General features: G+C 37.2%; 18 protein-coding genes. 10 read left to right on the top strand and 8 right to left on the bottom strand.

Translation table 11 applies throughout. The features are described 5' to 3' along the window. Positions 1-76 precede the first annotated feature (76 nt). On the top strand, positions 77-1888 hold the full coding sequence (gene lepA / locus O5639_RS09970) for a translation elongation factor 4 (protein WP_269624349.1): 1812 nt from the start codon (positions 77-79) through the stop codon (positions 1886-1888). 16 nt (positions 1889-1904) lie between these two features. Here the strand turns inward: lepA and O5639_RS09975 are convergent, their stop codons facing one another. After that, on the bottom strand, positions 1905-2072 hold the full coding sequence (locus O5639_RS09975) for a hypothetical protein (RefSeq protein WP_269624350.1): 168 nt from the start codon (positions 2070-2072) through the stop codon (positions 1905-1907). Between the two features lie 190 nt (positions 2073-2262). On the opposite strand from O5639_RS09975, the gene O5639_RS09980 reads away from it, so the two are divergent. Beyond that, positions 2263-3021, top strand: a complete 759-nt coding sequence (locus O5639_RS09980) for an ABC transporter permease (RefSeq protein WP_269624351.1) — start codon at positions 2263-2265, stop codon at positions 3019-3021. Between the two features lie 21 nt (positions 3022-3042). Here O5639_RS09980 and trmH read toward each other — a convergent pair whose 3' ends face one another. Continuing rightward, positions 3043-3732 carry a tRNA (guanosine(18)-2'-O)-methyltransferase TrmH gene (gene trmH, locus O5639_RS09985; protein ID WP_269624352.1) on the bottom strand — a complete coding sequence of 230 codons (690 nt, stop codon included), beginning with the start codon at positions 3730-3732 and terminating at the stop codon, positions 3043-3045. Positions 3733-3907: 175 nt separating this feature from the next. Further along, the gene (locus O5639_RS09990) at positions 3908-4912 is read right to left on the bottom strand and encodes a porin (protein ID WP_269624353.1); all 1005 of its coding nucleotides are present in this window, start codon (positions 4910-4912) and stop codon (positions 3908-3910) included. Positions 4913-5109: 197 nt separating this feature from the next. On the opposite strand from O5639_RS09990, the gene O5639_RS09995 reads away from it, so the two are divergent. Next, on the top strand, positions 5110-6453 hold the full coding sequence (locus tag O5639_RS09995; RefSeq protein ID WP_269624354.1) for a 16S rRNA (cytosine(967)-C(5))-methyltransferase: 1344 nt from the start codon (positions 5110-5112) through the stop codon (positions 6451-6453). Between the two features lie 64 nt (positions 6454-6517). On the opposite strand, the gene chlG is transcribed toward O5639_RS09995, so the two are convergent. Both chlG and O5639_RS10005 read right to left on the bottom strand, forming a co-directional pair. Beyond that, on the bottom strand, positions 6518-7468 hold the full coding sequence (gene chlG / locus O5639_RS10000; RefSeq protein ID WP_269624355.1) for a chlorophyll synthase ChlG: 951 nt from the start codon (positions 7466-7468) through the stop codon (positions 6518-6520). A gap of 15 nt (positions 7469-7483) precedes the next feature. After that, positions 7484-7705, bottom strand: a complete 222-nt coding sequence (locus O5639_RS10005; protein WP_269624356.1) for a DUF2862 domain-containing protein — start codon at positions 7703-7705, stop codon at positions 7484-7486. 54 nt (positions 7706-7759) lie between these two features. On the opposite strand from O5639_RS10005, the gene hisF reads away from it, so the two are divergent. Together hisF and ubiE are read left to right on the top strand one after the other, a co-directional pair. Then, positions 7760-8527, top strand: coding sequence for an imidazole glycerol phosphate synthase subunit HisF (gene hisF / locus O5639_RS10010; RefSeq protein ID WP_269624357.1), 768 nt, complete (start codon positions 7760-7762; stop codon positions 8525-8527). Positions 8528-8608: 81 nt separating this feature from the next. Continuing rightward, complete coding sequence (gene ubiE, locus O5639_RS10015) at positions 8609-9307, top strand: bifunctional demethylmenaquinone methyltransferase/2-methoxy-6-polyprenyl-1,4-benzoquinol methylase UbiE (RefSeq protein ID WP_269624358.1); 699 nt, start codon at positions 8609-8611, stop codon at positions 9305-9307. Positions 9308-9318: 11 nt separating this feature from the next. Here ubiE and O5639_RS10020 read toward each other — a convergent pair whose 3' ends face one another. Next, a complete protein-coding gene (locus tag O5639_RS10020; protein WP_269624359.1) occupies positions 9319-9801 on the bottom strand; it encodes a DUF721 domain-containing protein in 483 nt (160 codons plus the stop codon). Between the two features lie 74 nt (positions 9802-9875). On the opposite strand from O5639_RS10020, the gene O5639_RS10025 reads away from it, so the two are divergent. Both O5639_RS10025 and O5639_RS10030 read left to right on the top strand, forming a co-directional pair. Continuing rightward, positions 9876-10652 (top strand): PspA/IM30 family protein, encoded by a 777-nt coding sequence (locus O5639_RS10025; RefSeq protein ID WP_269624360.1) that lies wholly within the window; start codon positions 9876-9878, stop codon positions 10650-10652. Between the two features lie 29 nt (positions 10653-10681). Then, positions 10682-11440, top strand: a complete 759-nt coding sequence (locus tag O5639_RS10030) for a biotin--[acetyl-CoA-carboxylase] ligase (protein WP_269624361.1) — start codon at positions 10682-10684, stop codon at positions 11438-11440. Positions 11441-11455: 15 nt separating this feature from the next. Here O5639_RS10030 and O5639_RS10035 read toward each other — a convergent pair whose 3' ends face one another. Together O5639_RS10035 and O5639_RS10040 are read right to left on the bottom strand one after the other, a co-directional pair. Beyond that, entirely contained in the window at positions 11456-12163 is a 708-nt protein-coding gene (locus O5639_RS10035; protein ID WP_269624362.1) for an ABC transporter ATP-binding protein, read from the bottom strand. Further along, positions 12156-13718, bottom strand: a complete 1563-nt coding sequence (locus tag O5639_RS10040; RefSeq protein WP_269624363.1) for an NAD(P)H-quinone oxidoreductase subunit N — start codon at positions 13716-13718, stop codon at positions 12156-12158. Before O5639_RS10040 ends, O5639_RS10035 begins: the two co-directional genes overlap by 8 nt. Positions 13719-13848: 130 nt before the next feature. Here O5639_RS10040 and topA point away from each other — a divergent pair, with 130 nt between their 5' ends. The 3 genes from topA to O5639_RS10055 are packed head-to-tail and all read left to right on the top strand — an operon-like array spanning position 13849 to position 17940. Beyond that, positions 13849-16755, top strand: a complete 2907-nt coding sequence (gene topA / locus O5639_RS10045; RefSeq protein WP_269624364.1) for a type I DNA topoisomerase — start codon at positions 13849-13851, stop codon at positions 16753-16755. A gap of 4 nt (positions 16756-16759) precedes the next feature. Next, positions 16760-17251, top strand: coding sequence for a hypothetical protein (locus O5639_RS10050; RefSeq protein WP_269624365.1), 492 nt, complete (start codon positions 16760-16762; stop codon positions 17249-17251). Positions 17252-17253: 2 nt separating this feature from the next. Further along, complete coding sequence (locus tag O5639_RS10055; protein WP_269624366.1) at positions 17254-17940, top strand: DUF2232 domain-containing protein; 687 nt, start codon at positions 17254-17256, stop codon at positions 17938-17940. The last annotated feature ends 3 nt before the right edge of the window (positions 17941-17943 follow it).

Here is a 17943-nt window from a genome sequence, read left to right on the forward strand (position 1 = left end):
TACTGGTGAGCTATATTTAATCTTTATTCAGAGTCGAAGTGATAAATGAATATCTTGCTCCTTTGATTGCTTTCGTATGACTAATGTGCCCATTTCTCGTCTGAGGAACTTCTGCATAATTGCTCATATTGACCATGGTAAATCAACCTTGGCAGACAGGCTTCTTCAGGACACTGGTACTGTCTCCTCTAGAGACATGCAAGAACAATTCTTAGACAATATGGACCTTGAGAGAGAGAGAGGAATAACTATAAAATTACAGGCTGCGCGAATGAATTATAAAGCGGATGATGGAGAGGAATATGTACTGAATTTGATTGATACTCCTGGTCATGTCGACTTTTCTTATGAGGTGAGTAGATCATTGCAGGCTTGTGAGGGGGCTTTGCTAGTTGTTGATGCTAGTCAAGGAGTTGAAGCTCAAACTTTGGCCAATGTTTATCTTGCCTTGGAAAATGATTTAGAAATTATTCCTGTTCTCAATAAAGTTGATTTACCTGGAGCTGACCCTGAGAAAATCAAAACAGAAATTGAATCAATTATTGGTTTAGATACATCTAAGGCAATTTCCTGTTCTGCTAAAACAGGGGTTGGCATTCCAGAAATACTTCAAGCAGTAGTAGATAGAATACCTTCTCCGAAAGACGATGCTGATCAAGCTACAAAAGCACTTATTTTTGATTCCTATTACGACCCTTACAGGGGGGTTATTGTCTATTTCAGAATCATGAGTGGTGGCATAAGTAAGAAAGACAAGGTATTACTTATGGCTAGTAAAAAAAGTTATGAGTTAGATGAAATAGGCGTTATGGCGCCTGATCAAGTAAAAGTAAATTCTCTTCATGCAGGTGAAGTTGGATATTTAGCTGCATCAATCAAGGCCGTTGCTGATGCAAGAGTTGGGGATACAATTACGTTGCAAGATAGACCAGCTGAAGAAGCTTTACCAGGTTATACCGAAGCCAAACCAATGGTTTTTTGTGGTTTGTTTCCAACTGATGCAGATCAATATCCAGATTTAAGAGAAGCTCTAGATAAATTACAGCTATCCGATGCTGCATTGAAATATGAACCTGAAACAAGTAGTGCAATGGGATTTGGTTTCCGTTGTGGATTTTTAGGTTTATTACATATGGAAATTGTTCAAGAGCGTTTAGAACGCGAATATGATTTGGATTTAATTGTTACGGCACCCTCCGTTATTTATAAAGTGAAAATGACTGATGGAGAAGTTTTGATGATCGATAATCCCGCTACACTTCCAGATCCTCAAAAACGTGAAACCATAGAGGAACCTTACGTTCGAATGGAAATTTATGCTCCTAATGATTACAACGGAACTTTGATGGGACTTTGTCAGGACAGAAGAGGAGACTTTATTGATATGAAGTACATAACGACTGATCGAGTCACTCTCATTTATGAAATACCTTTAGCAGAGGTTGTTACCGACTTCTTTGATCAGATGAAAAGTAGAACTAAGGGATACGCTTCTATGGAATATCACTTGATTGGTTATAGAGAAAATGATTTAGTCAGATTGGACGTTTTAATCAATTCAGAGCGAGCAGATCCTTTAACGACAATCGTTCACAAAAATAATGCTTATGGTGTGGGAAAAGGACTTGTTGAGAAATTAAAAGAACTTATTCCAAAACAGCAATTTAAGATTCCTTTACAGGCTTCAATTGGGAGTCGAATTATTGCAAGTGAAGGTATTAGTGCCTTACGAAAAGATGTTTTGTCCAAATGTTACGGAGGCGATATCTCTAGAAAAAAGAAATTATTGAAGAAACAGGCAAAAGGGAAAAAACGAATGAAGTCTATGGGGAAAGTAGATGTTCCCCAAGAGGCTTTTATGGCGGTATTGAAATTAAATAATGATTAATAAATGTTTTTATGATCTATGTTTGTTTGGTATAGCTGATCTCACTTGAATTGTATATAAACATTGATACTTCCTGATCCCCTTTCTCTTTCGTTAGGTTTGCCCATATAAAACCTATAATTATTAATGCTGCGATTGTTATTGAGAGTTCCCCTACGGTGAGACCATCATTTTTTAAATGCATCTTAAATTGTATGTATTCTTTTATTTAAGCAATTTTTTTTTTAATTTCTACCTTTTACCGCTAAATTTAATTAGGTCTTATTATTTGACTATTGAATCTGAGAGGTTTTTTAACACGCAAGGATTTGTCGACACGGTTATTGTTCGCTGGACTGATAATTCTATCCGTATATATAGGCATCTCTATTTTTATGCCACTATTAATCTCTTTAAAGATTATTCCTAATGGTGAATTTGGATTAGGGAATCCGATTTTTGCAGCTCCGTCTATAGATCACTGGTGTGGAACAGATCGATTAGGAAGGGATGTTTGTGTTAGAACTTTGGCTGCGAGCGGGGTTGCGTTACAGGTCGTTTTTGTTGCCGTATCTCTTGCAGTTTTCGTAGGAATACCTTTGGGACTTTTGAGTGGCTATATTGGTGGGCTTTTAGATAGGATTTTAGTTCTTTTCATGGATACTCTTTATACCATTCCTGTCCTACTCCTTTCTGTGGTGATGGCATTTTTATTGGGGAGAGGCATATTGAATGCATCCATAGCATTGTGTGTCGTTTATATTCCTCAATATTTTCGACTTGTCAGAAACCAGACTTCACAGGTTAAATCAGAACTTTATATAGAGGCAGCAATATCAATGGGAGCTTCCCCTATTTGGGTAATAAGAAAGTACCTTCTTAAAAATGTCCTGACTTCTGTTCCTGTGGTCTTAACACTTAATGCTGCAGATGCTGTATTGGTCCTTGGGGGACTGGGATTTCTTGGATTAGGTCTTCCTGAGAATATTCCAGAGTGGGGAAGTGATTTAAATATGGCATTAGTTGCATTACCTACTGGTATTTGGTGGACAGCGATATATCCTGGCATGGCTATGTTCGTTTTAGTGTTGGGTCTGTCTTTTATTGGAGAAGGCTTAGAGAAATTTATCAGTGAAACTAGTCTGCAGGATTGAATTATCCTTGAGGGTTGGAATTTAATACCTCATTTTTTCTGTTCTTGGGAGATCATCTATAATTTCACCTTTTTCATTAATTTCTGGATATTCTCTACCTTCATTCTTACACCATTCAGCTACCTCTGGGTAAGCCCACTCAAAGATCTTTTCTTTGTATGTTTCGTCGCTCATACCTTCTCCAGATTCAGGAATTATCTTTGCTGCTTGTCGTTGTCTTAGCGCTTCAAATAATAATGCTGATGCGGCAACTGATACATTTAAAGATTCAACCATACCTCTCATTGGAATATGAATATGCTCATCCATTAGAATCGCGGCTTCTTCGCTTATACCCCATTTCTCGGCACCTAGCACAAATGCTGTTGGCCCTTTGAAATCACATTTTCTATAGTCAATTGATTTTGGATTTAAGTTCGTACCATACAACTTAAATCCTTTTTTTTTAAGGACTTTTATTGCCTCAGAGGTTTCTTTGTATTGGTTTATTTGGACCCATTTTTGACTTCCTTGAGCCGTGCTATTAAATGTTAAAAATTTATCTTTGTTGAAGATCGCATATGCCTCAAGAACACCCACTGCATCACAACTACGTATTATTGCTGAGAGGTTATGAGGCTTTTCAACATTTTCAATTAAGATAGTGAGATCTGAAATTCTTTTGTTCAGTACTGATTTTAGACGTTCAAAACGTCTAGGTAGTAGAGGCATCTCTTATGACTTATAGAACAGTTTGAGCTCTTTGATGATAGTGGTATTTATTCCATATATAAAAAATACATAGCAGTGATTTTATAAAATACTTGATAAATCGCCAAATAAAAAGCTCCTGCCCAATGAGCAGGAGCTTTTTATTTGGCTAAATGAATTTAGGTTTCTATTAAATCTAGAAGCTAAATGCAGTTTCAACAACAACGCCTGTGTCGTCATCACCAGTACTTGTATCTTCAACAGTGAAGAAACCAGGAGTAAGTGTAACGTTGTCGTTCAATGAATAAGTGTAAGAAACTTCAAATCCTGTTGAATCTAAAGAATCACTACCATCAACATCAGTTGAATTGTAAGCAGCACTTAATGTTCCTGGACCAACTTCGTAGTCAACACCAACGAACAAGTCAGTTGCATCAGCACCTGTTTCTGGATCTGTTGTGTCATAAGCAACGCTGAATGTTGCATCAATTGACTCTGGGCTGTAGTAGATACCACCACCGAATGTGTCGTATCCAGTTGTTCCGCCTTCACCGTCGTTAGAAGCGATTACAAGACCGCCACCAAAGCCGTCGCCATTATAGCCAAGAGTGAAAGTTGAAACATCATCACCATCATCAGCGCCGATTCCTACTGTAGAAGAAGCACCACCAACAGAAACGAAACTTACAGAAGCAACTACACCATTGTCATTAGAGTAAGCAACACCAACTCCAGGACCAGTTTCGTTACCAGCCAAAGAATAAGGCATGCTGCCTAGTCTGAATGCGTCTGAATAAGCAGAAGTTGTTGCAGCAACAACATCATCCTGATCAACCAGAGGTCCAACAGTTACTGAAAGATCGCCTACAGGGAAGTTATAAAATAGAGACTGAACATCTAGATCACCTGTTTCAGCACTATCCATGCTTGCAAGTGGGCCACTAGCATTACCAGCTACGATACCTGCAGAGAAAAGGTCTTCACCAGTGAAGCTAGAATTTACATCTAGAGTATATGCATACTGCATATAAAGCTCTTCTTCTGTATCAGATGTTCCGCCATCAGCAACTGAACCAGTTGTGAAAACAGCAGAACCACCAAGAGTTGTTGTTGATGAAAATGCAGTATCTGCATTAGCTGCAACAGGAGCCATAAGACCCAAAGCTGCTGGAGCTACTAATAAACGTGAAAAAAGCTTCATAGTGTCCTCACACATTAAAGAAGTTGTATCAAATTTAACGTTTAGAGGATGAGGTTAAAAGTATCTTATGTTACACCTCTTGAGTTGGCCTAGCCCCTTCTATCTTCTTGAAAGTCATTGCAGTAAGACACTTTTTGGGGATTTAGAGCTATGATTATTTAGATAACACTTTTCTGTGAACTGAATTTTTTAAATGATTGCTTTTGAGTAAAAACCTGTCATCCATAAAAGGCTTAGATGCCAGAAAAGCTGCTTGGGAGGTTATCCAAGCAGTGGGTGGAGGAGCATTTGCAGATGTGGCTTTGGAAAGGATCTTTAATCTCTATTCTTTTAAATCCTTAGATAAAGCACTGATAACTGAACTTTCTTATGGAGCAATTCGTCAAAGATATTTCTTAGATTGTTGGATTGATTCTTTAGGGAAAGTGTCGGCGCGCAAACAACCTCCTTTATTGAGATGGTTATTGCATCTTGGGCTTTATCAAATTTTGAAAATGAAGCGGATTCCTCCTGCTGCTGCTATCAACACAACTGTTGAGCTTGCGAAAACCCATCATTTAAAAAAGCTTGCCCCTGTTGTTAATGGGATCTTGCGATCTGCTCTTAGAAGCAAAGAGAAAGGTCTTTTGCTGCCTAAATCAAATAATCCGAGTTTGGAATTGGCAAAAAACGAGTCTCTTCCCATTTGGTTAGCAGAGGAATTGATTGCTTGGAAGGGAGTCGAACAGGCCGAGCAGATTGCTAAAGCATTCAACAGTGTTAGTCCTATTGACATAAGAGTGAATAAATTGCGTGCAGATTTAAAAGATGTAAAAGAACTTTTTGATTCCTGTGGTATTCAACATCAAGTAATTCCAAATTGTCCTTACGGATTGGAAGTACGAGCTGGTGTAGGTGAACCTAGGAAATGGCCTGGTTATGAAGAAGGTAAATGGAGTGTTCAAGATAGATCTTCACAGCTAATTGCCCCATCATTAGGTCCTTTGCCTGGAGAAAAAATCCTTGATGCTTGTGCTGCACCAGGTGGTAAATCAACACATATTGCTGAATTAATGAATAATGAGGGCAAAATTTGGTCGGTTGATCGATCATCCAGAAGATCGAAAAAAATCTTCACTAATTCAGAGAGGTTAGGGACTAACTGTTTGCAACTAATGGTCGCAGATTCCAATGAATTATTAGTTAAACATCCAGAATGGAAAAATTTTTTTGATCGAATATTAATAGATGCACCATGCTCAGGATTGGGTACTCTTGCTCGCCACCCTGATGCAAGATGGAGGATGAATAAGGATCATATCCAGCAGCTTGTTTTACTTCAAAGTCAGCTACTCAATTCGTTAGCCCCTTTATTGAAAAAAGGAGGCACACTGGTCTATTCCACGTGTACAATTCACCCTGATGAAAATACTAATCAGATAAAAAACTTTCTTAAATTAAAAACTGAATTTTTATTAGAATATGAGAAACAGATATGGCCTAGTGAAGAAGGTAATGGAGATGGTTTTTATATTGCTGTTTTAAATAAATTAAAAAAGTAAATTATATAGGGTGTTAATCCTTTTTGAATAGTTATGATTCTATTTTAAGAATTAAGAATTAATTTTATAAACTAATTAATGAGCTATGTCCTATAGCTATAGCAGTTACAAGCATTCCTAAAATTAGAAATGGTTGTGCACTCGCTTGGTATTTAACATCAAATTTTAATGGATCACGTAATAGCCATATGTCTTGAAATGTGATTTGAGGGACTATTAGCAAAACTAGAATGACAGATGCAAAATGTTGTCCTATCGCTATTAAAACTACTACCATTGCGAGCTGAAAGATATCTATCATGCCTGCACTGATACGACTTGCATTTTTAATACCAAAAACAACAGGAAGTGATTCAAGACCAAGGCTTTTATCCCCTTCCACGCTTTTAAAATCATTGATCACAGCAATTCCTAAGCCTGAAAAGCTATACGCAAGAGTAAGCAGAGCAGTTGTCCAGGTTAAATGTCCAAATAGAGCCTGTCCAGCCCACCAGGGAAGAGCTATATAGCTTGCACCAAGTGCATAATTCCCAAGCCAACCATTTTGTTTAAGTTTTAAAGGTGGTGCTGAGTAAATAAAACTTACAAATGAACCTCCCAATGCCAAAAGAAAGACGGAAGGAATTGTGTGATGTGCCCACAAATCTAATAAATAGGCAACTCCAAGACCGGCAATTAATAAAACCCAAATTTGAAATTTTACTTGGAAAAGTGAAATTGCTCCTGAAGGTATTGGTCTATTAGGTTCATTTATTGCATCAATTTCTCTATCAAAGTAATCATTTATTGTTTGGGTATATCCAGTTAAGAGTGGCCCGCTCATAAACATGCAACTTATCGAAGCAATAATGTTGCTTAATTCCCAGTGATAATTACCACTGGCAGCTGCTCCACATATGACTCCCCATAACAAAGGAATCCATGTGATGGGCTTCATTAATTGCAAACGAAGCTTCCAAATGTTTGTTGTTTCAGAACCTCCTTTTATTCCAAGGAGTTGTCTAGCATCGCTCACTTTGTAATCTCAGGGTTAAGAAACTTCATCTTCGAAGAACCAATGTTTGCTTCCATCATTCATTTTAAGTACCACACCAATGCCACCAATACCATCAGTCATCTTGTAATCGATTACAGTGCCTCTTGGATCCTCAGATAGTTGGTTGATCAAATAAGAAGGTATGCGATCTCTTACACGTTCGATATTGATCTTAATTTTTGAACCTATCCTTGCAAGGGAGGTTGGCTTAGCCATGGCATCAAAATGCTTAAGTTTGGGCAACCATAACAGTTCCCCTGTTTAAAAATCATGGTTGCTTTAAGATTGATCCCTTGTCTTGATGTTTCAAATGGACGAGTAGTAAAGGGAGTTAACTTTGTTGGATTGCGTGATGCAGGTGATCCAGTTGAGCTGGGATGTAGATACAGCAAGGCTGGAGCTGATGAATTGGTCTTTCTAGACATAACGGCAACTCACGAGAAAAGATCAACTTTGGTTGATATGGTTAGACGAACATCCGAGTCGGTAACCATTCCTTTCACTGTTGGAGGTGGGGTAAGTTCTATTAATGGAATAAATGAATTGTTACGAGCAGGAGCTGACAAAGTAAGTTTAAATTCCAGTGCTGTTAAAGACCCTTCGTTGATTTCTCAAGGTGCTAATCGTTTTGGATCTCAATGTATTGTGGTCGCAATAGATGCAAAAAAGAACACAAATATTCCTAATAAGTGGGACGTTTATGTGAGTGGTGGACGTAATAATACCGGTTTGGATGCGATTGAATGGGCAGAAAAAGTATTTGAGTTGGGAGCAGGAGAAATCCTATTAACTTCCATGGACGGTGATGGAACTCAAAATGGGTATGACATAGAACTGACTAAATCTATTTCTGAAAAGGTTCCAATTCCTGTAATAGCCTCAGGAGGAGCTGGTTGCTTGAGACATATTAAAGAGGCTTTTACTCTTGGGAAATCTTCAGCTGCTCTCTTGGCATCCCTTTTGCATGATGGACAATTAACTATAAGCGAAATAAAAGAATATCTAATTAAGGAAAATTTACCTATCAGACCAATTTAATGATTAATATTTGCACTTAAAGATGTAAAATAAATCTCTACACATTAAGCTTTTTGGGCGAGTAAAGATTTTTAGATTTATATGAGGCCTGGTAATACTAAAGCTATAGAGGAAATGTTTAATTCAATTTCTTCAAAATATGACTTTTTAAATGATATATTCAGCTTCGGATTGCATAGATTTTGGAAAAGACGATTGTTGGATATTCTTAATCCAATTTCAGGAGAAAAATGGGTAGACGTTTGTTGTGGAACTGGAGATATGTCAATACTTTTAGCTAGATATATGAAAAGTTCTGAAAATATTATCGGGATAGATTCAGCTTCTCAAGCATTATTAGTTGCGAGAGAAAGATCTCAGCAAAACTATTCTTCAATTGAATGGATAAATTGTGATGCTCTGGAGACAAATCTAACATCACATCAATTCGATGGACTTTTAATGGCCTATGGCTTAAGGAATCTTTCAAGCCCTTATGCAGGGCTTAGAGAGGCTTTAAGAATCTTGAAACCAGGAGGAAGAGCTGGGATTTTAGATTTTAGATCTTTTGAGGGACCTTCCATTCAAGGGCTATTTCAAAAAATTTATCTAAGTTTTTATGTTGTTCCAATTGCATCTCTTCTCGGATTGGGAAAAGAATATTCATATATAAAAAAAAGCTTACTTAACTTTCCTTCAGGTGAAAAACAAATTCATTTGGCACTTTCTGCTGGCTTTAAAAAAGCAAAATATCAAACACTAGCAAAGGGACAAATGGGGATTTTATTACTTGAAGCCTAAAGTTAAATCGTTCAATCTATTCTTAATTCTTTTCTTCTACAAAAACTACATTTACCCCATAATTTAACTTCTCCATTAGGAGAAGGAACTTTGCAAAAAGGACAATTGGTCATGCCACTCTTATCAGTTCTACTTGGATGCCTTTCCCATATTTCTTTTTCACTTTCTCTAGTCACTAAATCAATTGGATAATGTTGTCTAATCCTTATCTCTTTTATCTGATATCCATATGATTTTAAAGATTCAATCAACTCCAAACGGTTGTATTGGAGAGCCTGTCGCCATTGCGGATGGCTTGCTCCGATAGTAAGGACTTTATTTTGAATGTTAAGTGGTGTGCAATTCAATGCGAGTTGCTTCCCAGCTATTTCTTCCCAATCTTGAATAAGACCTCCCACATTTCCTTTCCATGAAGACCTGATTTCTTCCAAGCATGTATAAATTGACTGCTCTCTTTTTGCTTTTGCTGTATGTTTTAAGTCTTCTAAAATCAATTTTAATTAGACACTATTGATGAGTTAGTGCTTAAATCTAGCTAATATTTTTTAAGATTGCATAAAAGAGCTTAATGGGATTATTAGATAGGTTAAGTCGCTTGCTAAGGGCAAATCTAAATGCTTTTGTTAGTGATGCAGAAGATCCAATAAAAATACTTGATCAGTCTGTTTCTGATATGCAAGAGGACTTGGTAAAGCTTCGTCAAGCGGTTGCTATGGCTATTGCAAGTCAAAAAAGACTAGAAAATCAAGCAAATCAAGCAAAAGATCAAATAAAAAATTGGTTTTCCAGAGCTGAATTAGCCTTGAAAAAAGGGGAGGATGATCTGGCTAGAGAAGCATTGAGTAGAAAAAAAACTTTTCAAGAAACTTTTGAATCTTTAACGACTCAATTCCAAACACAAAATGGCCAAGTTGAAAAATTAAAGAAAAGCCTTTTGTTATTAGAGAGAAAGATTGCTGAGGCTCGAACTAAAAAAGATATGCTCAAAGCAAGAGCTCAGGCAGCTAAAGCTCAGCAACAAATTCAAAGCGCAGTTGGTGATTTAGGTAGTAAGTCTGCTATGGCTGCTTTTGAAAGAATGGAAGATAAAGTTGAGGCATTGGAAGCTTCTGGGCAAGCATCATTAGAGTTGGCTGGAGAAGCTTTAGAAAGTAAGTTTGCAGCATTAGAAGGAGGTGACGATATAGAGAATGAATTAGAGACATTGAGGACTCAATTAAAATCAGGTGTCGAGTCAATAGCTTTGCCTCCTTCTGATTTAGATGTGAATGAAATAAAGACAGTAGAAATCAAAGAAGTTGAGGTTGAATTAGAGGAGATGAAAAAGTCAATGGATAATTCTTGATTTTTTTAAGACCACACTACTTTTGAAATATGAATAATCAAAAATTTGATAGAGGGGTTGGGTTGATTTATAGATATCACAAATTAAATCATCCCACTTCAAGATCTTGGAGATTAATTCTTAAACCGATTTGTGCTAGTACAGAAATAGAGCTATCAAATTGGATTGCAAAGAAACCAGTAAAGCAAAACCAACCAATAGCTATATTTTCTTCTTGCCAAAGATTTGGTCAAGGTCAAGCTGGTCGAGTTTGGTATGCACCAAAAGGGGGGGTTTGGGTTAGTGCCGCTATTAGGATAGAAGATATATGTGAAAATAATTCTCAGCTTTACGGGTTAGCGGTGGCATTAGCGTTGGTTGAAAGAATTGAACGGATAGGAGTTAATGTCAAAATAAAATGGCCAAATGATCTATTGGTTGATGGCCAAAAATTAGCTGGGATCTTACCTAGATTATCTTTTAGAGGAGGAAAACTTAGATTATTAAGAGTCGGAGTAGGTTTAAATGTTTTCAATAATGTTCCTGAAGAGGGAGTTTCATTAAAACAAATTATTGGAAATAAAAAGATAAATTTGAATTTTTGGTCATCAGAAGTTTTGCTTGCAATAGAAAGATCTCTAGATTTTTTATATAATAAAAACTTTCTCTCTAGTCAGGTTGAACAAAGATTATGGTCAAAAAAATACATTGATAAAGAAACAGGATATAAATGGGATATTAAAGGATTAGATTCATCTGGAAGGTTAATTCTTTTTAAAGATGATAATGAGAAAGTCTTATCTATATAAACACGATTACCTAAATTAATTATGACTAATCTCTATTACTTTGCCATCTTTAAATCTTGCGATTGTTTTTGCTCTTTGAGCAACATTGTCTTCATGAGTAACTAAGACAATTGTGATTCCTTGATTATGAAGTTGGTCAAAAAGATTTAAAACGTCTTCAGTAGTTTTGGAATCAAGCGCACCAGTCGGTTCGTCTGCTAATAGCAGAGATGGTTGATTGATTATTGCTCTTGCTATGGCAACTCGTTGTTGTTGTCCTCCAGATAATTGATTAGGTAGATTGTTCATCCTGTTCCCAAGTCCTACTCGATCAAGAGCCTCTTTAGCGCGTTTCTCCCTTTCTAAAGAGGGGACGCATGCATAAATCATTGGAAGCATGACGTTCTCAAGTGCTGAAACTTCTTGAAGTAGATGAAATTGCTGAAAAACAAAACCAAGTTCTTTATTTCTAATATCTGCTAACAAGTCATCATCAAGTTTTTCTACTGCAGTTCCATTTAATTCATAAGTCCCATTAGTAGGACGATCAAGGCATCCAAGTATATTCATTGCAGTACTTTTACCAGATCCGCTAGCCCCCATAACGGCAAGGTACTCGCCTTGGAAAACCTCAAGGTTTAGTTCGTCAAGCGCTTTCACTTTGACTGAACCTTCTCCATAAAATTTATTTACATTCGTTAGTCGCGCTACAGATTTTTTCAATGATTTTAATTGGTTAGCCAATCGAACTTTTACTTGCAACAGTAATAGCTTCTCTAAGTAATGGTGTTCCGTTTACCGCACTATCCGCAAAGTTAAATAGAGGGTTTGAAATTATCCCACCAATAGCAGTTACGAGCACACAAAAAACCAAAGCCACTTTGAGAGATGACATCCCTGTAATTGACCATTCTATGGATGGATAGGCTTTTACAACTTCTGAAGCTTCTTTCGGTTCAGTTACGACCATCATTTTTATAACTGATATGTAATAGTAAATTGAAATAACAGAAGTAACCAGCCCAACACTGACTAGTAAATATTGCCCGTCTGCCCATCCAGCAAAAAATAAATAAATTTTCCCAAAGAATCCCAACATTGGGGGGATCCCTCCCAATGAAAGAAGGCATAAACTTAATCCCAAGGTAATCAATGGATCTTTTTGGTATAGACCTGCATAATCTGAGATTTGATCACTTCCAGTTCTGATTGAGAAAAGAATTATGCATGCAAATGCACCAAGATTCATAAATAAATAAGCTGCCATATATAAGACCATCGCGGCAAAACCATCTTCAGTTCCGCAAACCAATCCAATCATCACGAAGCCGGCTTGGCCAATTGAGCTATAAGCCAGCATCCTTTTCATTGATTTTTGCGCTAGCGCTACAACATTTCCTAGCGACATACTTAGAACAGCTAAAACAGTAAATAGCAATTTCCATTGTGTGTCAAAAGCGCTAAAACATCCGACTAGAATCCTTATAGCAAGTGCAAATCCTGCTGCTTTAGACCCTACTGATAAAAAAGCCACCACTGGTGTAGGAGAACCTTCGTACACATCAGGCGTCCATTGATGGAATGGAACTGCTGCAATTTTGAAAGCTACTGTAGATAATACAAAAACCAGAGCTAAAGCGGATAAAGGTGTGGGAGCACTTATTAGTGTTATTCCTATCTCTTTTAAATTTGTAGATCCACTTATTCCATAAAGCAGGGATGCTCCATAAAGAAATACAGCGGCTGCAGCCGAACCAACTAACAAATATTTCAAAGCTGCTTCTGAACTTCTTGCGTCCCTTTTGAGATATCCAGAAAGGAGATAGCTAGCAACGGAAAGTGTTTCTAGTGAAACAAAAACACTTACTAAATCAGTTGAGCCACATAGAAGCATTGCTCCAAGAGTGGCAGCTAATAATATTGCTGCAAATTCACCAATAGGACTTCCATTCTGTTCTGCATATCTCCAACTGATTAGCAGAGAAATAAGAGTTGATAGAGCTATAACCCCTCTGAAAGCAATAGCAAGATTGTCTGCGATAAATGCACCCAAGAAAGATTCTTGAATTTCTCCATTCCATTGCATTGTTAGCAAAAGCAAAGCAGTACCAAGACCTGCATAACAAATCGGGGGGGACCAGCGGGCTGAAATCTTTTCCCCAGCCAAATCAACCAAGAGAGTCCCCAACATTGCTATTAAGACTGCAGCCTCTGGAAGCACAGCTTTGGCATTTAAAGAGAGATTTAAAAGCTCTACAGGCTCATTTATGAATATTTGAAAAGACAAAAGTTCTCCCATTTATGTATTGTTTTTAAGCAGTGTCTGATTTTATAACTCTAGCGAAGTTATGAAATATGCCTTTTTTATCATTTTGGACTATGCATTTTACTCTTCTGTACGTTAGATAAGAAGGAGGAAAATTGAGCTGATGCCCACTGACCATACTCTGGTAATTGTTGAAAGTCCCACAAAGGCAAAGACCATAAAAGGTTTTTTGCCTAAGGATTTTCAAGTTCTTGCTTCAATGGGGCATATAAGAGACTTGCCTAACAATGCTTCTGAGATACCTGCGAAACATAAAGGAGAAAAGTGGGCAACGATTGGAGTTAATACAACTGCTGATTTTGATCCTTTGTATGTAGTACCTAAAGACAAGAAAAAAATTGTCAAGGAATTAAAACAATCTTTAAAAGGTGCTAGTGAGTTATTGCTTGCGACTGATGAAGATAGAGAAGGGGAAAGCATAAGTTGGCATTTAATGAATGTACTTGATCCCAAAATCCCTGTGAAGAGGATGGTCTTTCATGAGATAACTAAAGAAGCTATCTCCAAAGCGCTATCGAAAACAAGAGAAATTGATATGGAATTAGTTCATGCCCAAGAGACAAGGAGGATCTTGGACAGATTGGTTGGTTATACGTTGTCTCCACTTTTATGGAAAAAAGTTTCTTGGGGATTATCTGCTGGAAGAGTCCAGTCAGTTGCTGTAAGATTGCTTGTTCTGAGAGAGAGAGCAAGGAGATCTTTCAAAAGTGGAAGTTATTGGGACTTAAAAGCAAAATTAGAAAAAGAAGGTAGTCAATTTGAGGTAAAAATGACCTCGATTGGGGGGCAAAGAATTGCGAGTGGTAGTGATTTTGATGAGTCAACTGGATTATTGAAATCTGGCCGCAATGTCAAATTACTCAAGGAAGATGAATCTAAGAAACTTGCTAAAAAATTAACTACTGATACATGGAAAGTTATTAATGTCGAGGAAAAACCGTCGATTCGTAAACCAGTTCCTCCTTTTACAACAAGCACATTACAACAAGAAGCTAATAGAAAACTTCGTCTATCAGCTAGGGAGACCATGAGATGTGCTCAGGGTTTATATGAAAGAGGTTTTATTACATATATGAGAACAGATTCTGTACATCTTTCCGATCAGGCTATTAATGCCTCACGAAATTGTGTTGAATCAAAATATGGGGCTGAATATTTGAGTAAAAAGCCTCGCCAATTTTCCAATAAGACGAGAAATGCTCAAGAAGCCCATGAAGCAATTCGTCCCTCTGGTGAGAGCTTTAAAACACCCAAAGAGTCCAACTTGCAAGGGAGGGACCTTTCTTTATATGAGCTTATTTGGAAACGAACAGTTGCTAGTCAAATGGCCGATGCAAGGTTGACAATGCTTGGAGTGGAATTACAAGCATCTGATGTATCTTTTCGGGCTAGTGGTAAACGAATAGACTTCCCTGGTTTCTTTAGAGCTTATGTTGAAGGTACGGATGATCCTGATAGTGCACTTGAAGGACAAGAAGTACTCTTACCTGAATTAGTGGTAGGTGATTCTCCAATAGCTATTAATGTAGAGGCGTTGGGGCATCAGACTCAGCCTCCTGCCAGATATAGCGAAGCGTCATTAGTTAAAACACTTGAGAAAGAAGGTATAGGCCGTCCGTCAACATATGCAAGCATTATTGGAACAATTGTAGATCGAGGATATTCAGTTCTAAACAACAATTCTTTGACTCCAAGCTTTACAGCATTTGCTGTTACTGCACTTCTAGAAGAGCATTTTCCTGACCTTGTAGATACCAGTTTTACAGCTCGCATGGAATCTACACTTGATGAAATATCAACAGGGAAAGTGAGCTGGCTCCCATACCTTAAGGGTTTTTATAAAGGTGATACTGGCCTAGAGAATCAAGTTCAACAAAGAGAAGGAGATATAGATGGAGGTGAATTTCGATCTGTTTCCCTAGAAGGACTTTCATCTCTTGTTAGGTTGGGGAAATTTGGAACATATCTGGAATCAAAGCAACTTGGTGAAAATGGTAAGCCCATAACAGCTACTCTTCCACAGGAAATTACTCCTGCAGACTTGGACGAGGATATCGCAGAGATGATTTTAAAACAAAAAGCTGAGGGTCCTGAATCCCTTGGAGTTGATCCTGACAGTGGACAGAACTTATATCTATTGAATGGTAGATATGGTCATTTTGTTCAAAGGGGTTTAGTAGTCGAATTGAAAGACCTTGGAATTCCAAAAGGTAAGAAAAAACTTGGAAATCTTCGCTTGTTTAAAAGTAGTCAATATGGACTCTATCTGAAGCAGGATTCATCAAAGGTTCAGGTTTTGTTGCCAGAGAATATACAAGAGGACGATATAGATGTTGAAACAGCACTGCAATATCTAGATGATAAATCATTAAAAAAAGCTCCGAATCCCAAAAGGACTTCATTACCAAAAAATTTAAAACCAGAAAATTTGACCTTCGAGGAGGCCCTTGGATTAATTCAACTACCACGTCTACTTGGACAACATCCCGAGGGAGGTAGAGTTCAATCAAGCTTGGGTAGATTTGGACCCTATGTAGTTTGGAGTAAAGATGGGGGTGAGAAAGATTATCGTTCAATTAAGGGCGAAGATGACGTTTTGCAAGTTACTCTAGAAAGAGCTCTTGAGCTTTTATCTATCCCCAAACGAGGGAGAGGCGGAAGAACTGCTTTGAAGGAACTTGGTATACCAGAGGGAGAAAAAGAAACTATCCAATTATTTAATGGCCCTTATGGCTTGTATGTTAAACAGGGCAAAGTAAATGCTTCTCTACCAGAGGGCAAAAGCGCAGAAGATATCACTATTGAGGAAGCTATTGAATTATTAGCAGCTAAGAAATCAAGTAAAAAGACAACATCTAAGAAAAAGAGTTCTACACAAAAGGCAACAAAGTCAACAAAGAAAGATTTAAATTCATCATCATCAAAAAAAAGTAGTGATCGAAAAGCCCCTTCTATTACTAAGACAGGACGTCTAAGAGCCAGTAAAGTAAGGGTAATTAAAACAAAATAGAATTTTGAATATTTCAAGATTAGTTGAGAAAATATTTATTAGATCATTTCTAATAGTTACCCTTTTTCCACTTCAATCATGCTCAAATACTCTAATTGGCGAAAAGTTGGAAAATAGTTTTGATACTACTGAAAATTCAACAACCATAGTAAAAGCTAATAATAAGCCACAAAAACTTAATGAAAAAACAAAAATTAAATTAAGAATAAAAGATGATAAGAAAGAAAATCAAAATGATTTTGCTAAAATTACCAAAGATAATTCGATATCTAATAAAGATAGAGTTAGTCAAAAACCAACCACATCATTAAAGAAGACAATTTTTAATCCACAGCCATACAGAATTATTTTAAGATTATCAGGTGCAAACCCCTCTGCACCTGCTGAGACTGTTACTGAAGCCCTGAGAAAAGCAGGTGTTCAATTTGAGGTGGAAAAGATCGAACGTTTTGATGAGAAGAATTTCTCAAATAATACATCTCTGAAAAGAAAATAATTTTGACGTTAGATAACAAAAACTTTTTTAAAGGCCGATCTCTGTATAAAGCTCCTCTTAGTAAGAGAAAAGCCTTGAAAATCGTTGAGGCCTCTTATCTTGCTGCTGCAACAGCTTTGATTTGGATAGCTCTTTATTATTTGCCTATTGGCGGAGCTGTTTTTCGTCTTGCTTTACCATTGCCATTAGCTCTTCTTCAGATTAGGAGAGGTGTTAAAACTGGTATTGAGGGAGTAACAATATGCGTAATGTTATTAACTTCTCTGATGGGTCCGCTTAGAGGACCTTTAGTTCTTTTCCCCTATGGATTTCTTTCCTTATGGCTAGGATATAGTTGGCAAAGGGGTTGGAATTGGTGGTTAAGTTGGAGTGTTGGAGTCTCAATTGGAACGATGGGTTTTCTAGTTAGGGTCTTCGCGTTATCTGTGTTGGTTGGTGAGAATTTATGGGTTATCCTTACTCGTGCTGGAGCATCATTGCTTGAAAAAGGAATAGACATTTTCAATCTTTCTTTTACTCCGGATATGAGACAAGTTCAAATAGTTGCACTATGTTTAATTATTACTCAAGAAATCGTTTACGTTCTTTGTTTACATGCTTTGGCGTATTGGATTTTCCCTAGGCTAAAGTCATCAATACCTGAACCACCCGCTTTGCTAGAAAATTTATTATCTCTAGAATCTAACTAATTA

Source organism: Prochlorococcus marinus str. MIT 1214 (assembly GCF_027359355.1).
Classification (GTDB): domain Bacteria; phylum Cyanobacteriota; class Cyanobacteriia; order PCC-6307; family Cyanobiaceae; genus Prochlorococcus_B; species Prochlorococcus_B marinus_F.

What these genes read in the sequence shown, in the direction of transcription:
- O5639_RS10040 (WP_269624363.1), bottom strand. Translation starts at nt 13,718, where the DNA reads ATGGGAGAACTTTTGTCTTTTCAAATATTCATAAATGAGCCTGTAGAG.
- topA (WP_269624364.1), top strand. Translation starts at nt 13,849, where the DNA reads ATGCCCACTGACCATACTCTGGTAATTGTTGAAAGTCCCACAAAGGCA.
- lepA (WP_269624349.1), top strand. Translation starts at nt 77, where the DNA reads ATGACTAATGTGCCCATTTCTCGTCTGAGGAACTTCTGCATAATTGCT.
- O5639_RS09990 (WP_269624353.1), bottom strand. Translation starts at nt 4,912, where the DNA reads ATGAAGCTTTTTTCACGTTTATTAGTAGCTCCAGCAGCTTTGGGTCTT.
- O5639_RS09975 (WP_269624350.1), bottom strand. Translation starts at nt 2,072, where the DNA reads ATGCATTTAAAAAATGATGGTCTCACCGTAGGGGAACTCTCAATAACA.
- O5639_RS10030 (WP_269624361.1), top strand. Translation starts at nt 10,682, where the DNA reads ATGAATAATCAAAAATTTGATAGAGGGGTTGGGTTGATTTATAGATAT.
- O5639_RS10005 (WP_269624356.1), bottom strand. Translation starts at nt 7,705, where the DNA reads ATGGCTAAGCCAACCTCCCTTGCAAGGATAGGTTCAAAAATTAAGATC.
- ubiE (WP_269624358.1), top strand. Translation starts at nt 8,609, where the DNA reads ATGAGGCCTGGTAATACTAAAGCTATAGAGGAAATGTTTAATTCAATT.
- O5639_RS10025 (WP_269624360.1), top strand. Translation starts at nt 9,876, where the DNA reads ATGGGATTATTAGATAGGTTAAGTCGCTTGCTAAGGGCAAATCTAAAT.
- trmH (WP_269624352.1), bottom strand. Translation starts at nt 3,732, where the DNA reads ATGCCTCTACTACCTAGACGTTTTGAACGTCTAAAATCAGTACTGAAC.
- hisF (WP_269624357.1), top strand. Translation starts at nt 7,760, where the DNA reads ATGGTTGCTTTAAGATTGATCCCTTGTCTTGATGTTTCAAATGGACGA.
- O5639_RS09980 (WP_269624351.1), top strand. Translation starts at nt 2,263, where the DNA reads ATGCCACTATTAATCTCTTTAAAGATTATTCCTAATGGTGAATTTGGA.